This is a genomic window from Achromobacter sp. 1011811831 (assembly GCF_059760905.1).
In genome coordinates, this window is the sequence record NZ_JCBANG010000051.1 from 1 (window position 1) to 20,759 (window position 20,759).

The 20,759-nt window shown below is 67.5% G+C and carries 17 protein-coding genes and 1 pseudogene; 12 read left to right on the forward strand and 6 right to left on the reverse strand.

Annotation, left to right across the window (positions count from 1 at the left end):
* Positions 1-86 precede the first annotated feature (86 nt).
* Positions 87-1,694: a peptide chain release factor 3 gene (locus AC6LJ9_RS18735; RefSeq protein WP_103271953.1), complete on the forward strand. Its 1,608-nt coding sequence runs from the start codon at positions 87-89 to the stop codon at positions 1,692-1,694.
* Between the two features lie 37 nt (positions 1,695-1,731).
* Positions 1,732-2,418 carry a hypothetical protein gene (locus tag AC6LJ9_RS18740; RefSeq protein ID WP_212313429.1) on the forward strand — a complete coding sequence of 229 codons (687 nt, stop codon included), beginning with the start codon at positions 1,732-1,734 and terminating at the stop codon, positions 2,416-2,418.
* 113 nt (positions 2,419-2,531) lie between these two features.
* Here AC6LJ9_RS18740 and bfr read toward each other — a convergent pair whose 3' ends face one another.
* Together bfr and AC6LJ9_RS18750 are read right to left on the reverse strand one after the other, a co-directional pair.
* A complete protein-coding gene (gene bfr / locus AC6LJ9_RS18745) occupies positions 2,532-3,008 on the reverse strand; it encodes a bacterioferritin (protein WP_103271951.1) in 477 nt (158 codons plus the stop codon).
* A 400-nt stretch (positions 3,009-3,408) separates the two neighbouring features.
* Complete coding sequence (locus AC6LJ9_RS18750; RefSeq protein ID WP_498148737.1) at positions 3,409-4,323, reverse strand: DMT family transporter; 915 nt, start codon at positions 4,321-4,323, stop codon at positions 3,409-3,411.
* A 166-nt stretch (positions 4,324-4,489) separates the two neighbouring features.
* On the opposite strand from AC6LJ9_RS18750, the pseudogene AC6LJ9_RS18755 reads away from it, so the two are divergent.
* Positions 4,490-5,335: pseudogene (locus AC6LJ9_RS18755) on the forward strand (LysR substrate-binding domain-containing protein); the annotation flags it as partial.
* A 211-nt stretch (positions 5,336-5,546) separates the two neighbouring features.
* On the opposite strand, the gene AC6LJ9_RS18760 reads toward AC6LJ9_RS18755, so the two are convergent.
* Positions 5,547-5,828: a (2Fe-2S)-binding protein gene (locus AC6LJ9_RS18760; RefSeq protein WP_212313431.1), complete on the reverse strand. Its 282-nt coding sequence runs from the start codon at positions 5,826-5,828 to the stop codon at positions 5,547-5,549.
* Positions 5,829-5,949: 121 nt separating this feature from the next.
* A complete protein-coding gene (gene rpoN, locus AC6LJ9_RS18765; protein ID WP_498148738.1) occupies positions 5,950-7,377 on the reverse strand; it encodes an RNA polymerase factor sigma-54 in 1,428 nt (475 codons plus the stop codon).
* A 16-nt stretch (positions 7,378-7,393) separates the two neighbouring features.
* Between rpoN and AC6LJ9_RS18770 the strand changes: the two genes are divergently transcribed.
* The 3 genes from AC6LJ9_RS18770 (at position 7,394) to leuA (ending at position 11,442) form a co-directional block, all read left to right on the forward strand.
* Positions 7,394-8,017, forward strand: a complete 624-nt coding sequence (locus tag AC6LJ9_RS18770) for a hypothetical protein (RefSeq protein WP_498148739.1) — start codon at positions 7,394-7,396, stop codon at positions 8,015-8,017.
* Positions 8,018-8,210: 193 nt separating this feature from the next.
* Positions 8,211-9,191, forward strand: coding sequence for a Bug family tripartite tricarboxylate transporter substrate binding protein (locus AC6LJ9_RS18775; protein WP_212313436.1), 981 nt, complete (start codon positions 8,211-8,213; stop codon positions 9,189-9,191).
* 541 nt (positions 9,192-9,732) lie between these two features.
* The gene (gene leuA, locus AC6LJ9_RS18780; protein WP_498148740.1) at positions 9,733-11,442 is read left to right on the forward strand and encodes a 2-isopropylmalate synthase; all 1,710 of its coding nucleotides are present in this window, start codon (positions 9,733-9,735) and stop codon (positions 11,440-11,442) included.
* Positions 11,443-11,721: 279 nt separating this feature from the next.
* Here the strand turns inward: leuA and AC6LJ9_RS18785 are convergent, their stop codons facing one another.
* Positions 11,722-13,053: an amidase gene (locus AC6LJ9_RS18785; RefSeq protein ID WP_498148741.1), complete on the reverse strand. Its 1,332-nt coding sequence runs from the start codon at positions 13,051-13,053 to the stop codon at positions 11,722-11,724.
* A 281-nt stretch (positions 13,054-13,334) separates the two neighbouring features.
* Here AC6LJ9_RS18785 and AC6LJ9_RS18790 point away from each other — a divergent pair, with 281 nt between their 5' ends.
* The 6 genes from AC6LJ9_RS18790 (at position 13,335) to AC6LJ9_RS18815 (ending at position 19,382) form a co-directional block, all read left to right on the forward strand.
* A complete protein-coding gene (locus AC6LJ9_RS18790) occupies positions 13,335-14,348 on the forward strand; it encodes a LacI family DNA-binding transcriptional regulator (protein ID WP_498148742.1) in 1,014 nt (337 codons plus the stop codon).
* 35 nt (positions 14,349-14,383) lie between these two features.
* Entirely contained in the window at positions 14,384-15,181 is a 798-nt protein-coding gene (locus AC6LJ9_RS18795) for a phosphodiesterase (protein WP_498148743.1), read from the forward strand.
* A 132-nt stretch (positions 15,182-15,313) separates the two neighbouring features.
* Positions 15,314-16,369: an ABC transporter ATP-binding protein gene (locus AC6LJ9_RS18800; protein WP_498148744.1), complete on the forward strand. Its 1,056-nt coding sequence runs from the start codon at positions 15,314-15,316 to the stop codon at positions 16,367-16,369.
* Positions 16,370-16,398: 29 nt separating this feature from the next.
* On the forward strand, positions 16,399-17,694 hold the full coding sequence (locus AC6LJ9_RS18805; protein ID WP_498148745.1) for an ABC transporter substrate-binding protein: 1,296 nt from the start codon (positions 16,399-16,401) through the stop codon (positions 17,692-17,694).
* A gap of 15 nt (positions 17,695-17,709) precedes the next feature.
* The gene (locus AC6LJ9_RS18810) at positions 17,710-18,585 is read left to right on the forward strand and encodes a carbohydrate ABC transporter permease (RefSeq protein WP_498148746.1); all 876 of its coding nucleotides are present in this window, start codon (positions 17,710-17,712) and stop codon (positions 18,583-18,585) included.
* Positions 18,582-19,382, forward strand: coding sequence for a carbohydrate ABC transporter permease (locus AC6LJ9_RS18815; protein WP_103271937.1), 801 nt, complete (start codon positions 18,582-18,584; stop codon positions 19,380-19,382). Before AC6LJ9_RS18810 ends, AC6LJ9_RS18815 begins: the two co-directional genes overlap by 4 nt.
* 299 nt (positions 19,383-19,681) lie before the next feature.
* Here the strand turns inward: AC6LJ9_RS18815 and AC6LJ9_RS18820 are convergent, their stop codons facing one another.
* Positions 19,682-20,671: a Bug family tripartite tricarboxylate transporter substrate binding protein gene (locus AC6LJ9_RS18820; RefSeq protein WP_498148747.1), complete on the reverse strand. Its 990-nt coding sequence runs from the start codon at positions 20,669-20,671 to the stop codon at positions 19,682-19,684.
* Positions 20,672-20,759 lie beyond the last annotated feature (88 nt).

The window sequence follows — 20,759 nt, forward strand, 5'->3', positions numbered from 1 at the left end:
CCTTTCCGGCGCGAGCCCCGCGCTTTTTTTGCACGCAGCAGGACCGCGCCGGACCTGAAACACGGCGCCCGAATATTCCATCGATCATGAGCATTCAACAAGAAGTCGCGCGACGCCGGACGTTCGCCATCATTTCCCACCCCGACGCGGGCAAGACCACGCTGACCGAAAAGCTGCTGCTGTTCGCAGGCGCGATCCAGATCGCCGGCAGCGTCAAGGCCCGCAAGGCCTCGCGCCATGCCTCCTCCGACTGGATGGAAATCGAAAAGCAGCGCGGCATCTCGGTGGCCTCGTCGGTGATGCAGATGGAATACCGCGACTGCGTCATCAACCTGCTCGACACCCCGGGCCACCAGGACTTCTCGGAAGACACCTACCGCGTGCTGACCGCGGTGGACGCCGCGCTCATGGTGATCGACGCCGCCAACGGCGTGGAACCGCAGACCATCCGCCTGCTGCAGGTCTGCCGCGCGCGCAACACGCCCATCATCACCTTCATCAACAAGATGGACCGCGAAGTGCGCGAGCCGCTCGAGCTGCTGTCCGAGATCGAAGGGCACCTGGGCATGGACGCGGTGCCGTTCTCGTGGCCGGTGGGCATGGGCAAGGCCTTCGGCGGCGTGTTCGACATCCGCCGCGACCGCATGCGCGTGTTCCGCGCCGGCCAGGAGCGCCGCTCCGACAACGACGACTTCATCGAGGGGCTGTCCAACCCCGAGATCGGCCGCCGCTTCGGCTCGGCCTTCGAACAGGCCAGCGGCGAGATCGAGCTGATCAACGAAGCCGCGCCCGCCTTCGACCGCGCGCAGTTCCTGGCCGGCAAGCAGACCCCGGTGTTCTTCGGCTCGGCCATCAACAACTTCGGCGTGCAGGAAGTGCTGGACGCGCTGGTCGAGCAGGCCCCGCCGCCCGGCCCGCGCACGGCCCTGCAACGCGAGGTGCAGCCCGAGGAGCCCAAGTTCACCGGCGTGGTGTTCAAGGTGCAGGCCAACATGGACCCCGCGCACCGCGACCGCGTCGCCTTCGTGCGCGTGAGCTCCGGCCGCTTCGAGCGCGGCATGCGCCTGAAGGTGGCGCGCACCAACAAGGAAATGCGGCCCAACAACGTGGTGTCGTTCCTGTCGCAGCGGCGCGAGCTGCTGGACGAGGCCTATGCCGGCGACGTGATCGGCATCCCCAACCACGGCGTGCTGCAGCTCGGCGACGTGCTGACCGAAGGCGAAACCCTGCAGTTCACCGGGCTGCCGTTCTTCGCGCCCGAGCTGTTCCAGGCCGTCGAAGTGAAGGACCCGCTGCGCACCAAGCAGTTGCGCACCGGTCTCACGCAGCTGGGCGAAGAAGGCGCCATCCAGGTGTTCCGTCCCGAGGCGGCCGGCGGCTCGCTGCTGCTGGGCGCGGTCGGCCAGCTGCAGTTCGAAGTGGTGGCGCACCGGCTCAAGACCGAGTACGGCGTGGACGCCCGCATGCTGCCTTCGCGCTACACGATGGCGCGCTGGATCACGTCCGACAACCCCAAGGCGCTGCGCAAGTTCATGGATGCCAATGCTGCCCATATCGCCTATGATGTGGTCGATGCGGCGGCGTTTTTGATCGGTTCGCCCGCGCAGCTGCGCGTGGCCGAGGAACTGTATCCGGATGTGAAATTCCACGCCATGCGCGAGCATGGCGGCAAGGTTTTCGGAGACAAGGCGTAGACCCGTCCGGGTTCCGCACGGCAGAAGAGGTTTAGCAATGTCTTGGCGTTTATTGTTCGCAACGCTGCTGGTCGCGCTGGGCGCGTCGGCCTGGGGCGGAATTCAACTTGGCGACTGGCTGGTGGCGCATGCCCCGGTTGCCGCGCCCGCGCCCGGCCAGGATGGGGCCGACGGCCAGCAACCGGTGCTGGACGCCAACGGGCGTCCCTATGTGGCGCAACCGCCGCAGCCCCGCATCGACGGCACGCTGGGCGTGCCCGACAAGCCGGCCGACCGCGAGTGGGCCATCAACACCGTGTCGCTGTTCGATTCCGTCAGCGATCCCAACGTCAAGCTGTCGCGCGAACGCATCTCGGCCGACCAGGCGCGCGAGATCGCCGCGGCCTCGCAGCAGGTGCCGCTGCCCACGGGCACGTCCGACGTCAGCACGCTGGATCTGCAGGCGCCCGGCACCTCGACCGCCGTCAACGGCGGCGCGGGGCAGGGCCAGGTCCAGGCAGGCGGCTACGGTTCCGGCCAGATGATGCCCGCGCCGCCGCCCCCGAACACCGCCCAGGCGCCCGGCGCCCCCGGCTGGCAGGACGCGCTCAAGCGCGAGCTGGCGCATTGCGCCACGCAAGGCTTCTTCGAACGCCCCTCGTGTTCCTGGGCCGCGCGCAACAAGTACTGTGCGCCGAACCGCGCCTGGGGCACGATGGCCGAATGCCCGGCCCGTCCGCAGTAACGTGATCGCAATGATATCGACGCGGCGCGCTGGCCGCGTATAACAACAAAGGCGCCCCGCGGGGCGCCTTTGTTGTGGGCGGCGATCTTGTGACCGCCGCCAGGCCGGCAACCTTATTCCGGCACCGACATCTGGCTCTGCAGGTAGTTCTGCAGGCCGACCTTGTCGATCAGGTCGATCTGGGTTTCCAGATAGTCGATGTGCTCTTCGGTGTCGTCCAGGATGTCCTGGAACAGATCGCGCGACACGTAGTCACGCACCGATTCGCAATACGCGATGGCTTCCTTGACCGTGGCTTGCGCGCCTTGCTCCAGCTTGAGGTCACAGGCCAGCAGTTCCGGCACGTCTTCGCCGATCAGCAGCTTGTGCAGGTCCTGCAGGTTGGGCAGGCCGTCGAGCATGAAGATGCGCGCGATCAGGCGGTCGGCATGCTTCATCTCGCCGATCGACTCTTCGTATTCGTGCTTGCCCAGCTTGTCGAAGCCCCAGTGGTTCAGCATGCGCGCATGCAGGAAATACTGGTTGATGGCCGTCAGCTCGTTGGTCAGCTGCTTGTTGAGATGCTGGATGACGGTTTTATCGCCTTTCATGATGAGACTCCTTGCAGTCAGGCGCGATGCGAGCACATCGCGACAGGAAGACGCGCGATGCCGCGCGTACGCAACCCCGGCAGACTAACATCCGGCGCGGGGCCGCGCCTAGCCTTGCTCTGCATTTGGTAAACGGCTTTGCAAGCGCAACACGAAAGCGACAGGATAATGAGAATGAGTTTGCGTGAGCGATGCCTTGCACGCGCCATGTAGGCTGCATGCGGCCTGGAAGCGGCCACGGCGCCGAATTACGCGCCTTGATGCGCGTCAAGCGCAGCGCGGATCGCGCGCCGCATCGCTGAAAAACCCGCGTACGGCGCGCGATCCGCGCTGTTGCATATCTACGACCGCATGAGCGCGGGCGGCGCCTTCACGCATCGACCTGGTGGATATCGCGGACTCAATCGGCGCGCCGCGTGGCCAGCCAGATGCCGAAAGCGATCGGCACGATGCCCAGCAGGTCCAGCCACGACACCGGCTCGCTCAACACCAGCCAGCCGAACAGCAAGCCCAGCGGCGGCATCAGGAAATGCAGCGCGCTGGCCGCGGTGGCGCTGGCGCGGCCCAGGATCATGAACCACAAGTAATAACCGCCGATCGACACCGCGATGATCATGTAGGCCATGCTCCAGAACAGACTGGCTGTCATGTGCGCCGCGCCCAGATCATCGACCGCCAGCGCGATCGGCACCATCGCGGCCGCGCCGGCCAGCGACTGGATGCCGGTGCCCATCCACAGGTCCGCGGACGGCTTCAAGCGCTTGTACAGCAGCGTGCCCGCCACCAGCGCAAGCAGGCCTCCGACCACGAGCAAAGTGCCGTGCGCGTCTTCCTGCATGCCGCTCAATCGCGAGCGCAACACCACCGCCACGCCGGCCACGCCCAGCAACAGGCCCAGCAGCTTGCGCCAGTTCAGCCGCTCGCCCAGCACCGGCCCGGCCAGCACGCCGATCAAGAGCGGATTGGTGCTGATGAGCACCGCGGTGAAAGCCGATGACACCAGCGTCATGCCCGACCAGCTCAAGCTCAGGTACAGCGTGTTGTTCAGCAGGCCCAGCAAGACCAGCGCGGCGAAGTCGCGCCGGCTCGGCCAGCGCCAGCGGCCCGTGGCCGCGGCCACGCCCAGCATCAGCGCGCCCGCGATCACGAAGCGCACGGCAAGCAGGGTCATCGGCGGACAATCGCGCACGGCGATCTTGGCGGCGGCAAAGGCTGAACTCCACAACAGGCAGAACGCGGCGACGGGCAACAACGCGAACGCGGCTGGAGAATCGGCGCGGGCGGGAGATGCGACAGCTAGCAAGGGGGTTTTCATGCGAGTCTCGGAGAGAGGGCGCCGCCGCTGTGGCGACATGCTGGCGGCCATTCTGCGCGCCACCCTATCCATTGACAAACGCTTTATTCAGATCGAAAGTATTTGAAAATCGAATGCATGAATCCGCCTTCCGTCCGGAAGGCGCGACCTCTTTCCAGACCCCGCCATGCTTGATCTCGACCTGCTGCACAGCTTCGTTTCCGTCGTCGACGCCGGCGGTTTCACGCGCGCCGGCGAACGCGTCCACCGTAGCCAATCCACCGTCAGCCAGCAGATCCGCAAGCTGGAAGAGGCGCTGGAATGCGCGCTGTTCATCCGCGACGGCCGCCAGGTCCAGCTGACCGAGGACGGCGAGCGGCTGCTGGGCTATGCCCGCCGCATGCTGGCGCTGTCCACCGAGGTGCGCGAGGCCGTCAGCGGCCGCCAGCGCGTGGACGTGGTGCGCCTGGGCATCCCGGACGACTTCGCGCCGGAAGCCCTGACGGCCATCCTGGCGGCCTACGCGCGCGAACGGCCGGCGCTGCGCCTGTCGGTGCGTTGCGACCTGAGCGCCGGGCTGACGCGCAGCCTGGAACGCGGTGACCTGGACGTGGCGCTGCTCAAGCGCGAACCCGGGGCCGGCCTGGGTGCGGGCGCGGCGCTGGCGGCCTGGCCGGAACACCTGCACTGGATCGCCGCCGATGCCTGGCCGCTGCCCGACGCCGAACCGGTGCCGCTGGTGGCGTTTCCCCAGGGCTGCATCTACCGCAACCGCGCCATCCACGCGCTGGAAGCGGCCGGCCGGCGCTGGCGCATCGCCTATGAAAGCCCGAACCTGCTGGGCCTGCAGGCGGCGCTGGCCGGCGGCCTGGGCGTGGCGCTGCTGGAGCGCCGCTGCCTGACCGCCGGCCTGCGCATCGTGGACGGACACCTGCCCGTGGCGCCGCCTACCGAGCTGGCGCTCTGCCTGGGCGCGGCGGCGCGCGAACCGGCGCGCCAGGTGGCGCTGACGGTGCAGGCTTTCTGCGCCGAGGCATGGCGCCAGCCGTCGCCCTGGACGGTGGAGGGTCAGCGAAAATTCAAGGAATCGGGAGGATCCGCGCGCGTCGGCAAGCCGCAAGAGGAAAAGACGGGCGCTGACAGGAAGAACGCGGGGACTCGCGCGGCGGGCGCGCCCAAAAAACAAAAGCCACGGTCGACAACCGTGGCTATGTGATCAAGCCAGATCAATCAGGCTGGAGGGATCAGGCGACGGCCACCCGGATGACCGGATAGGTATTGGCCGCCGGCGCGCTGGCCTGTTCAGTCAGGGCGGCGGGAGGATTGACCGGAACGGCGATCGAGCGCACGTCGCAGACGCTGGAGCAACGGCCGCCGGGCAGGTATTCCGTGGCGGTGGCTGCGCAACAGCCGCAACAGGTCGCCACGCCCAGCTCGAACTGCAGGTCGGCCAGCGTGGTTGCGCCCGCGTCCACGCTGGCGCGGACTTGGCGTTCGGTGATCGCGTTGCATACACAAATGTACATGAGAATAATTATCGAAAATTATTCTCAATCTGGCAAGCGGCTGTCCTAAAAAAATTTGCAACCGATTTGTCACGCAAGTATTTGAAATCAGGGACGAATTCCTAACGATTCGTCCCTGATTTCACCGGACCGAGGCTTGCGCCTTGCGCAGCGCCGCCGGCGCGATGCGCAAGGCCTCGCGGTACTTGGCCACCGTGCGCCGGGCGATCACGATGCCCTGGTCGGCCAGCTTTTCCATGATCTGGCTGTCGGACAGCGGCTTGGCACGGTTCTCGTCCGCCACCATCTGGCGGATATGGGTCTGCACCGCCGTGGCCGAGGTGGCGTCGCCGCCATCGGTCGACACCCCCGTCCCGAAGAAGCGCTTGAGCTCCAGCGTGCCGAACGGGGTGAGCATGTACTTCTGCGTCGTGGCCCGCGAAATCGTGGATTCGTGCAGGCCCAGTTCGCCCGCGATGTCCTTCAGGATCAGCGGACGCATGGCCGCCGGCCCCTGGCTGAAGAAGGCCGTCTGGCGCTCGACGATGGCCTGGGACACACGCAGGATGGTGTCGAAGCGCTGCTCGACGTTGCGGATCATCCACTTGGCCTGCTGCAGCTGGGCCTGCAGGCCGGCGTGGGCCGATTCCTTCTGGTTGCCCAGCATCTGCGCGTACAGGCCGTTGATCTGCAGGCGCGGCACGGCGGCGCTGTTGAGCGTGACCTGCCAGCCGCGCCGGGTCTTGCGCACGATCACGTCCGGCACGGCGTAGTCGGCGGCCGGCACGGTCCAGGCGCGTCCCGGACGCGGCTCCAGGCGCAGGATCAGGGCGTGCGCGGCGCGGAATCGGGTTTCGTCGCAACCCGCCGCCACGCACAGACGGGCGACATTGCCGGTGGCCAGCAGCGGCAGGTGACGGGCGCAGATCTCGCGGGCGCAGGCCAGCGCCGCCGGGTCGGCCGCCTCGGGCAGGCGGCCGATATCGGGGTGGCGCAATTGCAACAGCAGGCATTCCGCCATGTCCCGCGCGCCGATGCCGGGCGGATCGAAGGACTGCAGCAGCGACAGCGCCGCCTTCAGCTCGTCGATGTCCGGCTCCAGCTCGGCGGGCAGCCAGCCCAGGATTTCCTCCAGCGGCGAACCCAGATAGCCGTTCTCGTCCAGCTCGTCAATCAACAGGGCGGCCAAGGCAGCGTCGCGCGGCGCCGCCCGGGTCAGCATCAGTTGGCCCAGCAGATGCTCGCGCAGCGTGTCCGGCATGGCGGCCTCGGGCGGGCCGCCGTCCTCATCTGGATAGACCCCGCCGGAGCCGGGCATTTCCTCGATGGGCGTGTCGCGCTCGGCGGCCGGCTCGTCGTCCTGCACCGAGGATTCGCGTTCGGACTCCGCCTGCGCCTCGGGCGCCGCGGGCTCGTCGTCGCGCTCGAGCAGCGGGTTGTCCGCCAGCACCTGCGAGATCTCGGCTTCCAGTTCGAGCGTGGACAACTGCAACAATCGGATCGATTGCTGCAGTTGTGGGGTCAGCGTCAGATGCTGACCAGGACGCAGTTCTAAAATCGGACGGGTCATAGGTACAATATTTTGCATGATGAATCAGACTTCGCCCGAGCGCGTTCGCCAGGATAGCCGCCTGATCGGCCAAACCCTGCTCAAACTTGCGCTTCCCAGACTCCTCCTGCGCGCGATCGTGATCGCCGTCGCCCTCATCATCTGGTATTTCGTCGCCAACTGGATACTGGACGCGGGCAAGCGCGTGAGCTTCGAATTCCTGCACTCGCTGGGCCAGCCCACGATGGACATGGTGCAGAAGTTCAGCCCCTACCTGTGGTGGGTCGGGGTCGGCATCTGGAGCCTCATCGTCTTCTTCGCGCTGCGCGCCTGGCTGACCGCCAGCCTGGCCTCCGGCCGCGCCACGCCGGTGCAGACCGAGGTGCTGGCCGAACTGGCGCCGCAGTTGTCCGACGAATCGCTGGGCGTGCTGCGCTGGACCTGGGGCGACCGCGAAGAGCCCTTCACCGTCGGCGACCTGCGCCGTTCGCTGTCTGAAATCCGCCACAGCCGCATCGCCAAGATCGACATGGTGGCGCGCCAGGCCGAGATCCTGGAAGGCGGCGGCAAGCCGCGCGCCGGCTCCCGCGACGACGACGCCCCGCGCCGCGAAGCGCGCGCCGACCGCTACGTCGAGCCGCGCATCGGCCCCGCCCGATAAGCGACACCCCTTCCGCGCAACCCGCCAGAAGCCGCCGTCCAGGCGGCTTTTGCATTTCAGTCCCCTGCCAGCAAGCCGCTCCTATACTGGCCGGCCAGGCTCGCGCAACCGCGGGCTGCGCGTCATACCGACACCAAGCGCCGGCGGCCCTGCCGCGGCGACCGCGCGGCCGGCCTCCTGGAGTCCGCTTTCCATGTTCCGCACTTCCGTCCGGTTCGCCGCCAGCATGGCGCTGGCCTGCTCGGCCGCCCTCTCGTTCAGCGCGCCGGCCCTGGCCGCCTGGCCCGACAAGCCCATCACCTTCGTCGCCCCGTTCACCGCTGGCGGCGCCAATGACCTGGTCGCCCGCATCATCGCCAAGGCGGTCGGCGCCGCGCTGAACCAGCCCGTCATCGTCGAGAACCGTCCCGGCGCCGGCGGCGTGATCGGCGCGGCGCACGTGGCGCGCAGCCCGGCCGATGGCTACACCTACCTGGTCGGCAGCAACGGCACCGTCACCAACAGCCTGATCCGTTCCGACCAGCCGTACAAGGACGAGGCGCTGACGCCCGTCGCGCTGCTGTCGATCACGCCGTCGGTGATCGTGACCCATCCGTCCAACCCCGCCAAGGACCTGAAGGACTTCGTGGCACGCGCCAAGCAGGCCAAGAGCGACCGCATCACCTTTTCCACGGCCGGCAACGGCAGCACGCCGCATTTCGTGGCCGAGATGCTCAAGGAAGCCACCGGCCTGCCGGTAGAGCCCATCGCCTACAAGAGCGGCTCGGAAGGCGTGAGCGCGGTGATCGGCAACCAGGTCGACGCCACCTCCGAGGCCAGCATCGTGACGCTGCCGCTGGTCCAGAGCGGCAAGCTCAAGGCGCTGGCCACCACCTGGGACAAGCGCATGGCCAGCGCGCCGGACATTCCGACCACGGCCGAGGCCGGCTTCGGCACGGTGCGCATCGGCCACTGGGCCGGCCTGTACGCGCCGACCGGCACGCCGGCAGACGTGCTCGACAAGATGAACGCGGCGGTCGAGCAGTCGCTGCAGACGCGTGAAGTGCAGGATGCGCTGCGCCAGAGCAGCATCGAGCCGGGCGGTGGTTCGCGCGCCAGCTTCGCCGAGTTCGCCGCCAACGAGCGCAAGCGCCTGGGCGAAGTGGTCAAGAACGGCCATATGCAGACGCAGTAGGCGCCTGGGCCGGCGCGCGCTCATGCTGTTGCGCGTCCGGCCGCGCGAGCCCCGCGCCACCGCGAAACGCGTGGCTCGCGCCGCGCCTGCCGGCCTGTCGAAAGAACCAGGGAATACCCTGAGGCGTCACCGTAAGACAGATACGTCCCTGGCTTTTTCATTTGCGCTTGCACAAAAAGTATGTTTGACTAGCACACCTATGGCCGCTAACCGCAACCCCCTCGCGATTGCCACCGGACGCTACGACGCTCCGGTCGCCGGCCTGCGCGCTTCCTTCTTCAGCGTTGCCTCCTTCGCCGCGCTATCGCTATACCTACCGATCGGTTGCCGGGCCTAGTGCCTCGTGGTAGCTCGGCAGCCACACGCTCGCCACACGCGTATTCCCCTTTCTTTTCCTGTTTTCAAGACTGAATCCTGCCGGCCTGGCCAGTAGTTTCCGGGCATATCCACGGCAAATCCAGGCGCCAGACCGTCATCCGGGCGTGCGCCGCTTGCGGGACCCAGTCCCCGGGATTCAAAAGAAACCGATCGAGGTGTAGAGATGATGCTTGCCAACCCCGCCACCAAGTACGTACCGTTCAAGCCCTTCGCCGGCGACTATGCCGAGCGCACCTGGCCCAGCCGCCGCATCACGCAGCCGCCCATCTGGATGAGCACCGACCTGCGCGACGGCAACCAGGCCCTGATCGAACCGATGAGCGTCGAGCGCAAGCTCCGCTTCTTCGAACAGCTGGTGAAGATCGGCTTCAAGGAAATCGAAGTCGGTTTCCCGTCCGCCTCGCAGACCGACTTCGATTTCGTGCGCAAGCTCATCGACGAGAAGCGCATTCCCGAAGACGTGACCATCATCGTGCTGACGCAGTCGCGCGAAGACCTGATCAGCCGCACGGTCGAAGCCGCCGCCGGCGCCAAGCAGGCCATCGTCCACTTGTACAACGCCTGCGCCCCGGCGTTCCGCAAGGTCGTGTTCAACATGAGCCGCGACGAAATCAAGAACATCGCCACCACCGGCACGCGCCTGGTCAAGCAATACGTCGCCCAGCATCCGGAAACGCAGTGGCGCTACCAGTATTCGCCTGAGGTCTTCAGCACCACCGAACCCGACTTCGCGCTGGACGTGTCCAACGCCGTCGCCGACATCTGGCAGCCCACGCCGGCCAGCAAGATGGTGCTGAACCTGCCCGCCACCATCGAGGCCACCACGCCCAACCTGTACGCCGACCAGATCGAGTGGATGCACAAGAACCTGGCCCGCCGCGACAGCATCGTGCTCAGCGTGCACCCGCACAATGACCGCGGCACCGCCGTGGCCGCCGCCGAATTCGCCGTCATGGCCGGCGCCGACCGCATCGAAGGCTGCCTGTTCGGCAGCGGCGAGCGCACCGGCAACGTCGACCTGGTGACGCTGGCCTTGAACCTCTACACGCAAGGCGTGCACCCCGGCCTGGACTTCTCGGACATCGACGAAGTGCGTCGCTGCGCCGAGTACTGCAACCAGCTTCCCGTGCACCCGCGCCATCCCTATGCCGGCGACCTCGTGTTCACCGCCTTCTCCGGCTCGCACCAGGACGCCATCAAGAAGGGCTTCGCGCAGCAGAAGCCGGACGCCGTCTGGGAAGTGCCTTACCTGCCGATCGACCCGGCCGACCTCGGCCGCAGCTACGACGCGGTGATCCGTGTGAACAGCCAGTCGGGCAAGGGCGGCGTGTCCTACCTGCTCGAACAGGAACACGGCCTGGTATTGCCGCGCCGCCTGCAGATCGAATTCAGCCGCGCCATCCAGCGCGTCACCGACGAGACCGGCCGCGAAGTCACGGCCGACGATGTGCACACCATCTTCAACCGCGAATACCTCGAACAGAAGTCGCCGTGGAAGCTGGTGCGCCATCGCATCGACGGCAATCCGTCGGCCGGCGAAGGCCAGCACTTCAGCATCGAGGCCGAACTCGAATACAACGGCGAACGCCGTATCGTGACGGGCAAGGGCGACGGCGCCATCTCGGCCTTCGTGGCCGCGCTGGGCGTGCCGGTGCGCATCATGGACTACCACGAGCACGCCATCGGCACCGGCACCGACACCCGCGCCGCTTCCTACGTCGAACTGCGCGTGGGCGATTCCGGCACGGGCTTCGGCGTGGGCATCGACCGCGACATCGTCACGGCCTCGTTCCAGGCCGTGCTGAGCGCCGTCAACCGCCACATCAACGCCGGCGCCGACGCCACCGAACAAGAAACCGCCGAGGCCGCGTGATCCGCGCCCAGGCATGAAACGTCCGCGGCGGCGCGCCACATGCGCCGCCGACCGCCCGCCGCGCGCACCAGCGCCGGGCGCAAGGGAGACGAAGCAGCCCGCAGCAGCCAAACAGGCTGTTGCGGGCTTTTTTCATGGTCGGGCCGCTCCAAGATGACGAGAGCCTGCCTCCGGGGAGCAGCAAGCGCGCGCAGTGCGCGCCGCGGGGGGCCTCGTTCAGCTTGGACGATTCCAAGATGCAAAAGCCCCCTTGCGGGGGCTTTGCATCACGCCACGGACTCAGCCGCGCGGCCAGATATCCGCAGCGCCGATGTCCGGCGCCTGCGTGGCCAGCAAGCGTTCGTGCATCCAGGCGGAGATGGCCAGCGTGCGATGGTCCGCGTGACGCGGGCCGACCACCTGCAAGCCCACCGGCAGCCCTTGCGGCCCGGTGGCGAAGGGCAGGTTCAGGCAGGGCAGGCCGAACAGCGTCCAGCCGCGCGAGAACTGCGGATCGCCCGTGCCCAGGTCGGCGAAGGGCGCCTCGCCGCTGGCGCTGGGCGTGAGCAGCACGTCGTAGCGGTCGAACCATAGGTCCACCCGCGCGCGCACCTCGGCGGCGCGCGCCAGGTTGCGGTGATGTTCCTCGGCCGTGATGCGCGCGCCGGCTTCGAGCACGGACTGGATCTTGGCGCTGAGCTGCGCGGCATGCTCCAGGCGTTCATAGGCCAGCGACTGCGAGGCCTCGTAGGCCATGATGTCGGCGTGCAGCTGCACCAGCATGCAGTCGGCGGCCGGCGGCTGCGGCACTTCCTCGACCTGGGCGCCGGCCCGCGCCAGGATGGCGGCGGCCTGGGCGTAGGCTTCCTTGGTCTCGGCCTGCGCGTGGCGCCATTGCAGGCTGCGGTACATGCCGATGCGCGGCTTGGCGTCGTAGTTCAGGTCCAGCATGCGCGGATCGCGCATCAGCACCGATGCGAACAGGGCGATGTCCGGCACGGAACGGGCGAAGCCGCCCACCGTGTCCAGCGATTCCGCCAGGCTCTTGACGCCGGCGCGCGGAATCGCGCCGAAGGTGGGCTTGAAGCCGACGATGCCGCAATACGAGGCCGGGCGGATGATGGAGCCGGCGGTCTGCGAGCCCAGCGCGAAGGGCACCATGTCATCGGCCACCGCCGCGGCCGAGCCGCTGGACGAGCCGCCGGGCGTGTAGGCCTCGTTGCGCGGATTGCGCGTGGGACCGGCCGTGTAGGTGGCGAATTCGGTGGTGACGGTCTTGCCGACCACGACCGCGCCGGCGCCGCGGCACAGCGCCACCGCGGCGGCATCCTGGCCGGGATGGTGGCGCTCGTAGATGGGCGAGCCGTAGCGCGTGGGCAGGTCGACGGTGTCGAACAGGTCTTTCACGCCGATGGGCAGGCCATGCAGCGGACCGCGCAGCGGACCCTTGTCGAGTTGCTCGGCATGCTCCAGCGCCACCTGCTTCTGCAGCGCTGTCCAGGCATGGATGGTGTTCTCGCGTTGTTCGATGCGCGCGAAGCAGGCGCGCACCAATTGCACCGCGGTCAATTCGCGCCGTTGCAGCTTGCGCGCCGCGTCAAGCGCGCCAAGTCTGTTCAAGGCAATGGACATTTGCTTTCCTCGTTCCCGGTGCCGCGCCCTGCGCGGTACTGACTTCCGCACCCGGTCCCCTTGACCGTGGCCCGCCTGCGCGGACCTGCCAATTCATGCGACGCGTCAATTAGGAAAACTACCGAAAAAGCCCGGTGATTTTCATGACTCGCGTCATGCTCGCGCATGTTGGCTTCGTGTTGTTGCGTTGCTGCCAGCATAGCGCAAACCCGTGCAACACAAAGGTCATATTTGTCTTGTAAGATGAAATCGTTTTCAGCATATAAGCAAAACACAGAGACATGGCCGCGCGTCCGTCGCCCCGCTTTTCCATCATCGAAGTGGCCCGCAAGGCAGGCGTCTCGCCGGCGACGGTTTCGCGCGCGTTCAACCAGCCCGAGATCGTGCATCCGGACACGCTGGCCCATATCCGCAGCATCGCCAAGCGCGCGGGCTTCCGGCCCAACCGCGTGGGCCGCAGCCTGCGCTCGGGCAGCACCCGCACCATCGGCCTGATCCTGCCCACGCTGTCGAACCCGGTGTTCGCCGAGTGCTTCGAGGGCGCCGAGCGGCGCGCGCGCGAATCCGGCTACAGCGTCATGCTGACCGCCACCGGCTATGACCCGGCGGTGGAATCGGCGGCGGTGCAGGGCCTGATGGACCATCAGGTCGACGGCCTGATCCTGACCGTGGCCGACGTGGCCAAGAGCGCCACGCTGAACGACCTGGACAGCGCCGGCATGCCCTACGTGCTGGTCTACAACGAATCGGCCTCCCATCCGTATGCCTCGGTCGACAACCGCGCCGCGGCCTGCGACATGGTCACCCACCTGGCCCAGCTGGGCCACAAGCGCATCGCGCTGGTGACGGGCCCGCTGACGGCCTCCGACCGCGCGCGGCGGCGCTTGGCCGGCGCGCGCGCCTGCGCCAAGAAGCTGGGGCTGGACGCGGTCCAGCACATCAGCATGAGCTCGCACACCGGCAGCGATGCCGAGGCGCTCAAGGCCGCGCTGCGCGGCAAGCAGGCGCCCACCGCGCTGTTCTGCTCCAACGATCTGCTGGCCACCGCCGTCATCGCCGACCTGGTCGGGCTGGGCCTGTCGGTACCCGCCGACATCTCGGTCTGCGGCTTCGACGGCATGCGCTTCGGCGCCTTGCTCACGCCGCCGCTGACCACGGTGGCGCAGCCCAGCGACGGCATCGGCCAGGCGGCCTGTTCCAACCTGCTGGCGCAGATCCACGGCCAACCTCCGCAATCGAACCGCCTGCCGCACTGCATCGTGGTGGGCGGCACGGCGGCGGCGGTGCGGCGCTGAACGCGCGCGCTGCCCTAACACCCCACGGATTCTTCATGCTCATCGCACAAATCACAGACCTGCACATGCGCACGCCGGGCGACAAGGCCTACGGCATCATCGACCCCGCCGCCTTCCTCGGACCGGCCGTGCGCGCGCTCAACGCGCTGTCGCCGCGCCCCGATTGCGTGCTCATCACCGGCGACCTGACCGACCTGGGCCGCCCGCATGAATACGCGCACCTGCGTGCGCAGCTGCAGGCGCTGGAAATGCCGTATTTCCTGCTGCCCGGCAACCACGACGACCGCGCGGGCCTGCGCGCCGCGTTCCCCGACCACGCCTATCTGCAAGGCGCGAGCCCGTTCATCCAGTACTCGGTCGACACCTATCCGCTACGCCTGCTGGCGCTGGACACCGTGGTGCCGATGAAGAGCCACGGCGAACTCTGCAGCGAGCGCCTGGCCTGGCTGGAGCAACAACTCGCGCAGCAACCGGGCCGGCCCACGCTGGTGCTGATGCACCATCCGCCGTTCCTGACCGGCATCGAGCACATGGACGCCATCGGCCTCTTGGCCGGCGCGCCCGAGCTGGAGCGCATCGTGTCGCGCCATCCCAATGTCGAGCGCGTGCTCTGCGGTCACCTGCACCGGACCATCTTCCAGCGCTTCGGCGGCACCATCGCCTCGACCTGTCCGGGCACCGCGCACCAGCTGGCGCTGGAGCTGGGCCCGCGGCCGACGCTGCAATACATCATGGAACCGCCGGGCTACCAACTGCACTGGTGGAACGACGGCCGGCTGGTCACGCATCACGCCGTGATTGGGGAATACCCCGGTCCTTACCCCTTCGCCTGAGGCCGCATCCGGATTACAAACACAGGGCTGCCATACACCCGTCATGTTTGCGCTGCACAATGAAAAGGTTTTCATCAGCGGCGACAATGCGGCTCCGCCAAACGCAACGACCCGATAGATCTACGAGAAAGCATGTCATCCATCGTCCTGGATAAGCTGACCAAGCAATACAACGGCGCCGCCGCCATCCACGGCGTGAGCTTCACGGTCCCGGCCGGCAGCTTCACCGTGCTGCTGGGCCCGTCGGGCTGCGGCAAGTCCACCACGCTGCGCATGATCGCCGGACTGGACACGCCCACGTCCGGCACCATCCACATCGGCGACCGCGACGTCACGCAGCTGCCGCCGGCCAAGCGCCGCATCTCCATGGTGTTCCAGTCCTATGCGCTGTTCCCGCACCTGTCGGTGCGCGAGAACATCCTGTTCGGCCTGAAGGTGCGCAAGGAGCCGGCGCGCGACTACGAGCGCCGCCTGCAGCGCGTGGCCGGCCTGCTGGGCCTGGGCCACCTGCTGGACCGCAAGCCGTCGCAGCTGTCCGGCGGCCAGCAGCAGCGCGTGGCGCTGGGCCGCGCCGTGATTTCCGAGGCGCCGGTCTGCCTGATGGACGAGCCCCTGTCCAACCTGGACGCCCAGCTGCGCCACGACATGCGCCGCGAGATCCGCGCGCTGCAGCAGGACCTGGGCATCACCATGGTGTACGTGACGCACGACCAGACCGAGGCCATGAGCATGGCCGACCAGGTGGTGCTGCTGCGCGGCGGCCAGATCGAACAGCACGACACGCCTGACGGCCTGTACGCGCGCCCGGCCAGCGAATTCGCCGCGCGCTTCATCGGCACGCCGCCCATGAACCTGATCGGCCTGGCCGCGCTGCAAGGCGCGACCGTGATCGCCGGCGCGCAGGGCCCGGCCGTGGCCGGCGCGCCCGCCGGCGCGGTCAAGCTGGGCGTGCGCCCCGAACACATCCGCATCGACGGCGAGGGCCGCGAGGCCACCGTGGAAAGCGTGGAATTCTTCGGCGCCGACTCCATCGTGGTCTGCCGCATGGGCGACACCAGCGGCGTGGCCGTGCGCGTGGGCGGGCACATGCGCGCCCGCGCCGGCGAGACGCTGCGCCTGTCCTGGCCCGACGAACAACAGCATTTCTTCGCCGCCGATTCGGCGGCCATCAACACCGCCGGGCGCTGAAGCGCCCACCTCAGGAAAGGAAACACGACATGCGACGCATCGTACTCAAGACCCTGGCCGCCAGCCTGGCCGCCGCCTGCCTGTCGCTGCCGGCGCAGGCCCAGCAGAAGCCGGTGGAAGTGGAGTTCTACTACCCGGTGGCCGTGGGCGGCCCGATCACCAAGATCGTCGACGATATGGTGACGGACTTCCAGAAGGAAAACCCCAACATCAAGATCAAGCCGATCTACGCGGGCTCGTACCAGGACTCGATCGCCAAGGCGCTGACCGCGCTGAAGGGCGGCACGCCGCCGCAGCTGGCCGTGCTGCTGTCGACCGACATGTTCACGCTGATCGACGAAGACGCCATCGTGCCGATCGACTCGCTGGCCAAGAGCGACGCCGACAAGAAGTGGCTGGGCAGCTTCTACGACGCCTTCATGCAGAACAGCCGCAGCGGCGGGCATACCTGGGGAGTGCCGTTCCAGCGCTCGACCATCGTGATGTACTACAACAAGGACCTGTTCAAGGCCGCCGGCCTGGACCCCGAGCGCGCACCCGCCACCTGGACCGAGCTGGTCGAATACGGCAAGAAGCTGACCAAGCAGGACGCCTCGGGCAACACCACGCAATGGGGCATCGAGATCCCCTCGGGCGGCGCCTTCGCCTACTGGCTGTTCCAGGCCCTGACCACGCCCAACGGCGCGATCCTGATGAACGAGGCCGGCAACGAGGTCTACCTGGACAAGCCCGCCGTGGTCGAGGCCGCGCAATACTGGCGCGACCTGGCCGCCAAGCACAAGATCATGCCCAGCGGCACGATCGACTGGGGCACCACGCCCAAGGACTTCCTGGAAAAGAAGGCCGCCATGGTCTGGACCACCACCGGCAACCTGACCAACATCCGCAAGAACGCCGACTTCCCGTTCGGCGTGGCCATGATGCCGCAGCAAAAGCGCGGCGGCAGCCCGACCGGCGGCGGCAACTTCTACATCTTCAAGAGCGGCACGCCTGAGCAGCAGCAGGCCGCGCTGAAGTTCGCGCAATGGGTCACCACGCCCGAGCGCGCCGCCGACTGGAGCATCGCCACCGGCTACGTGGCCGTGACGCCCGCCGCCTGGCAGACCGACAAGATGAAGAAGTACGCGCAGGACGTGCCGGCCGCCGCCGTGGCGCGCGACCAGCTGGAAGTCAGCGTGGCCGAATTCTCGACCCACGAGAACCAGCGCGTGACCAAGGTGCTGAACGACGCGCTGCAAGCCGTGCTGACCGGCTCGAAGGCGCCGCAGCAGGCGCTGACGGACGCCCAGCGCGAAGCCGACCGCATACTGCGTTCCTACAAGTAATCACGTTCCAGCACGATGAATCGCTCTTTGAATGCGCTTTACGGCTGGCTGCTACTGCTGCCAGCCGTCGTGCTGCTCGCCGCGTTCACGCACTACCCGGCGCTGGCGACGCTTTGGCACAGCTTCTACTCCACGCCCAAGGGCGCGCGTCCGGCCCGCTATGTCGGGCTGGACAACTACGCGGTCCTGCGCGATGACCCGGTGTTCTGGCAGTCGCTTTGGAACAACCTGTGGTTCGCGCTGGGCACCATTCCCACCTCGATCGGCATCGCGCTGATCATGGCGCTCTGGGTCAACCGCAACCTCGCGGGGCGCGGTTTCCTGCGCATGGCCTACTTCACGCCAACGGTGCTGCCCATGGTGGCGGTGGCCAACATCTGGCTGTTCTTCTACACGCCGCAGTACGGCCTGATCGCCCAAGTGATGCAGCTGTTCGGCGCGCCCGGCCCCAACTGGCTGGGCGACCGCGCCACGGCGCTGCCGGCGCTGATGCTGGTCACGGTGTGGAAGGAGGCGGGCTTCTTCATGATCTTCTACCTGGCCGCGCTGCAGACGGTATCGCCGTCGCTGCGCGAGGCGGCCATGCTGGAAGGCGCGTCGCGCTGGCAGTATTTCCGGCGCGTGCTGTGGCCGCTGCTCATGCCCACCACGCTGTTCGTGCTGATCAACGCGCTGATCAACGCCTTCCGCCTAGTCGACCACGTGGTCGTGATGACCAAGGGCGGGCCCGACAACGCCAGCACGCTGCTGCTGTACTACATCTACCAGGTAGGTTTCAGCTTCTGGGACACCGCCTACGCCGCCACGCTGACCGTGGTGCTGCTGGTGGTGCTGGCGCTGACCGCGCTGATCAAGTTCCGCTGGCTGGACCGCAGGACGCACTATCAATGAAAGACAAGCTAGACACCCTGGGCGCCTGGGCGCTGGGCCTGCTGTGGATCCTGCCGCTGGCCTACGCCATGTGGGCCGCCTTCCATCCGCCGGCCTACGCGACCCGCTTCGACCTGTTCGCGCCGCTGACGCTGGACAACTTCGTGCGCGCGTGGAATGCGGCGCCGTTCCCGCGCTACTTCCTCAACACCTTCCTGCTGGTCACGATGGTGCTGGCCGCGCAGCTGGTGCTGTCCACGCTGGCCGGCTACGCCTTCGCGCGCTTCGAGTTCCGTGGCCGCGACTTCGTCTTCATGCTGGTGCTGCTGCAGCTGATGATCATGCCGGACGTGCTGCTGGTCGAGAACTACCGCTCGATGAGCCAGCTGGGCATACGCGACACGGTGTTCGCCATCGGCCTGCCGTACTTCGCCTCGGCCTTCGGCATCTTCCTCCTGCGCCAGACCTTCAAGACGGTACCGCGCGAACTGGAAGAGGCCGCGCGCATGGAAGGCGCCAACGCGCTGCAGGTGCTGATGAAGGTCTACGTGCCGCTGGCCAAGCCGATCTACGTGGCCTACGGGCTGGTGTCGGTCAGCCACCACTGGAACAACTTCCTGTGGCCGCTGATCATCACCAACTCGGTGGAATCGCGCCCGCTGACCGTGGGACTGCAGGTGTTCTCGTCGACCGACCAGGGCATCGACTGGTCCGTCATCACGGCCGCCACGCTGATGTCCGCCGCGCCGCTGCTGATCGCGTTCTTGTTATTTCAGCGGCAGTTCGTGCAGTCCTTCATGCGTGCGGGAATAAGGTAGGCCCACCCCCGAGCGCTACGCGCTTCCCCCTCAAGGGGGCGCCGCTACGGACCGGAAGGATGCTCCCACCCCCAAGCGCTACGCGCTCCCCCTCAAGGGGGCGCCGCTACGGACCAGAAGGATGCTCCCCCCCCAAGCGCTACGCGCTCCCCCTCAAGGGGGCGCCGCTACGGACCAGAAGGATGCTCCCACCCCCAAGCGCTACGCGCTCCCCCTCAAGGGGGCGCCGCTACGGACCGGCAAAGCCGGCTCCGTGCGGCCTCGATGAAAAAACACGCGGCGCTGCGGATGCGTGAGCTTTAGTCTAGTTTCACGCCGGCGCGCTTGACCACCTCGGCCCACTTCGGGATGTCGCTGCGCATCAGGTCCTTGAGCGCCTCGGGCGTCGAGGATTCCAGGATCAGCCCTTCCTCGGCGAAGCGCTTTTTCATGTCGGGATCTTCCAGCGCCTTCACGAGCATGGGCTGCAGCTTGTCGATGATGGGCTGCGGCAGGCCCTGGGGCGCGACGACCGCGTACCAGGTGGTGGCGTCCAGGCCCGTCACGCCGCTCTCGGCGGCCGTGGGCACCTCGGGAATGGCCGACAGGCGCTGGTTGCCGGTGATGGCCAGCGCGCGCACCTGCTTGGCGCGGTATTGCTGCAGCATCTCGGCCACCTGTGTCACGCCCATGTCCAGCTCGCCCGACACCATCGCCATGACCACGGGCGCGCTGCCCTTGTACGGCACGTGCACCATCGCGCCCTTGGTGTTGACGTTGAGCAGTTCGCCCGTCAGGTGCGTGATGCTGCCGGCGCCCGACGAGCCGTAGTCCAGCGCGCCGGGCTGCGCCGTGGCGGCAGCGATCAGTTCCTTCAGGTTGTTGGCCTTGACGCCGGGATTCACGGCGAAGACCAGCGGGCTGCGGCCGACCAGCGTCAGCGGAGTGAAGTCCTTCAGCGGATCATAGGTGAGCTTGGTGTACAGGCTGGGCGCAGTGGCCAGCGTGGAGACGTTGCCCAGCAGCAGCGTGTAGCCGTCGGGCGCGGCCTTGGCCACCGACGCCGTGCCGATGGTGCCGCCAGCGCCGGCGCGGTTCTCGACCACCACGGTGGCGCCGTAGGTTTCGTTCAGGCTCTTGGCCAGCGAGCGCGCCAGGATGTCGGCCGCGCCGCCCGGCGGGAAGGGCGTGACCAGCCGGATGGGCTTGTCGGGATAGCCCTGCTGGGCAAGCGCGGCGGAAGGCGCGGCGGTGGCGAGCGCCAGAATGCTGACAAACAACCCGAGCTTGCTTTGGACCCACAGGTTCATGCTTTTCTCCTCGTTGTGATGATTCGTCTTGCCTATGCTTTCGTTGCCTCGCGCCGGCGCGCTTGCCGCTACGCGCCGATGCGCTCGA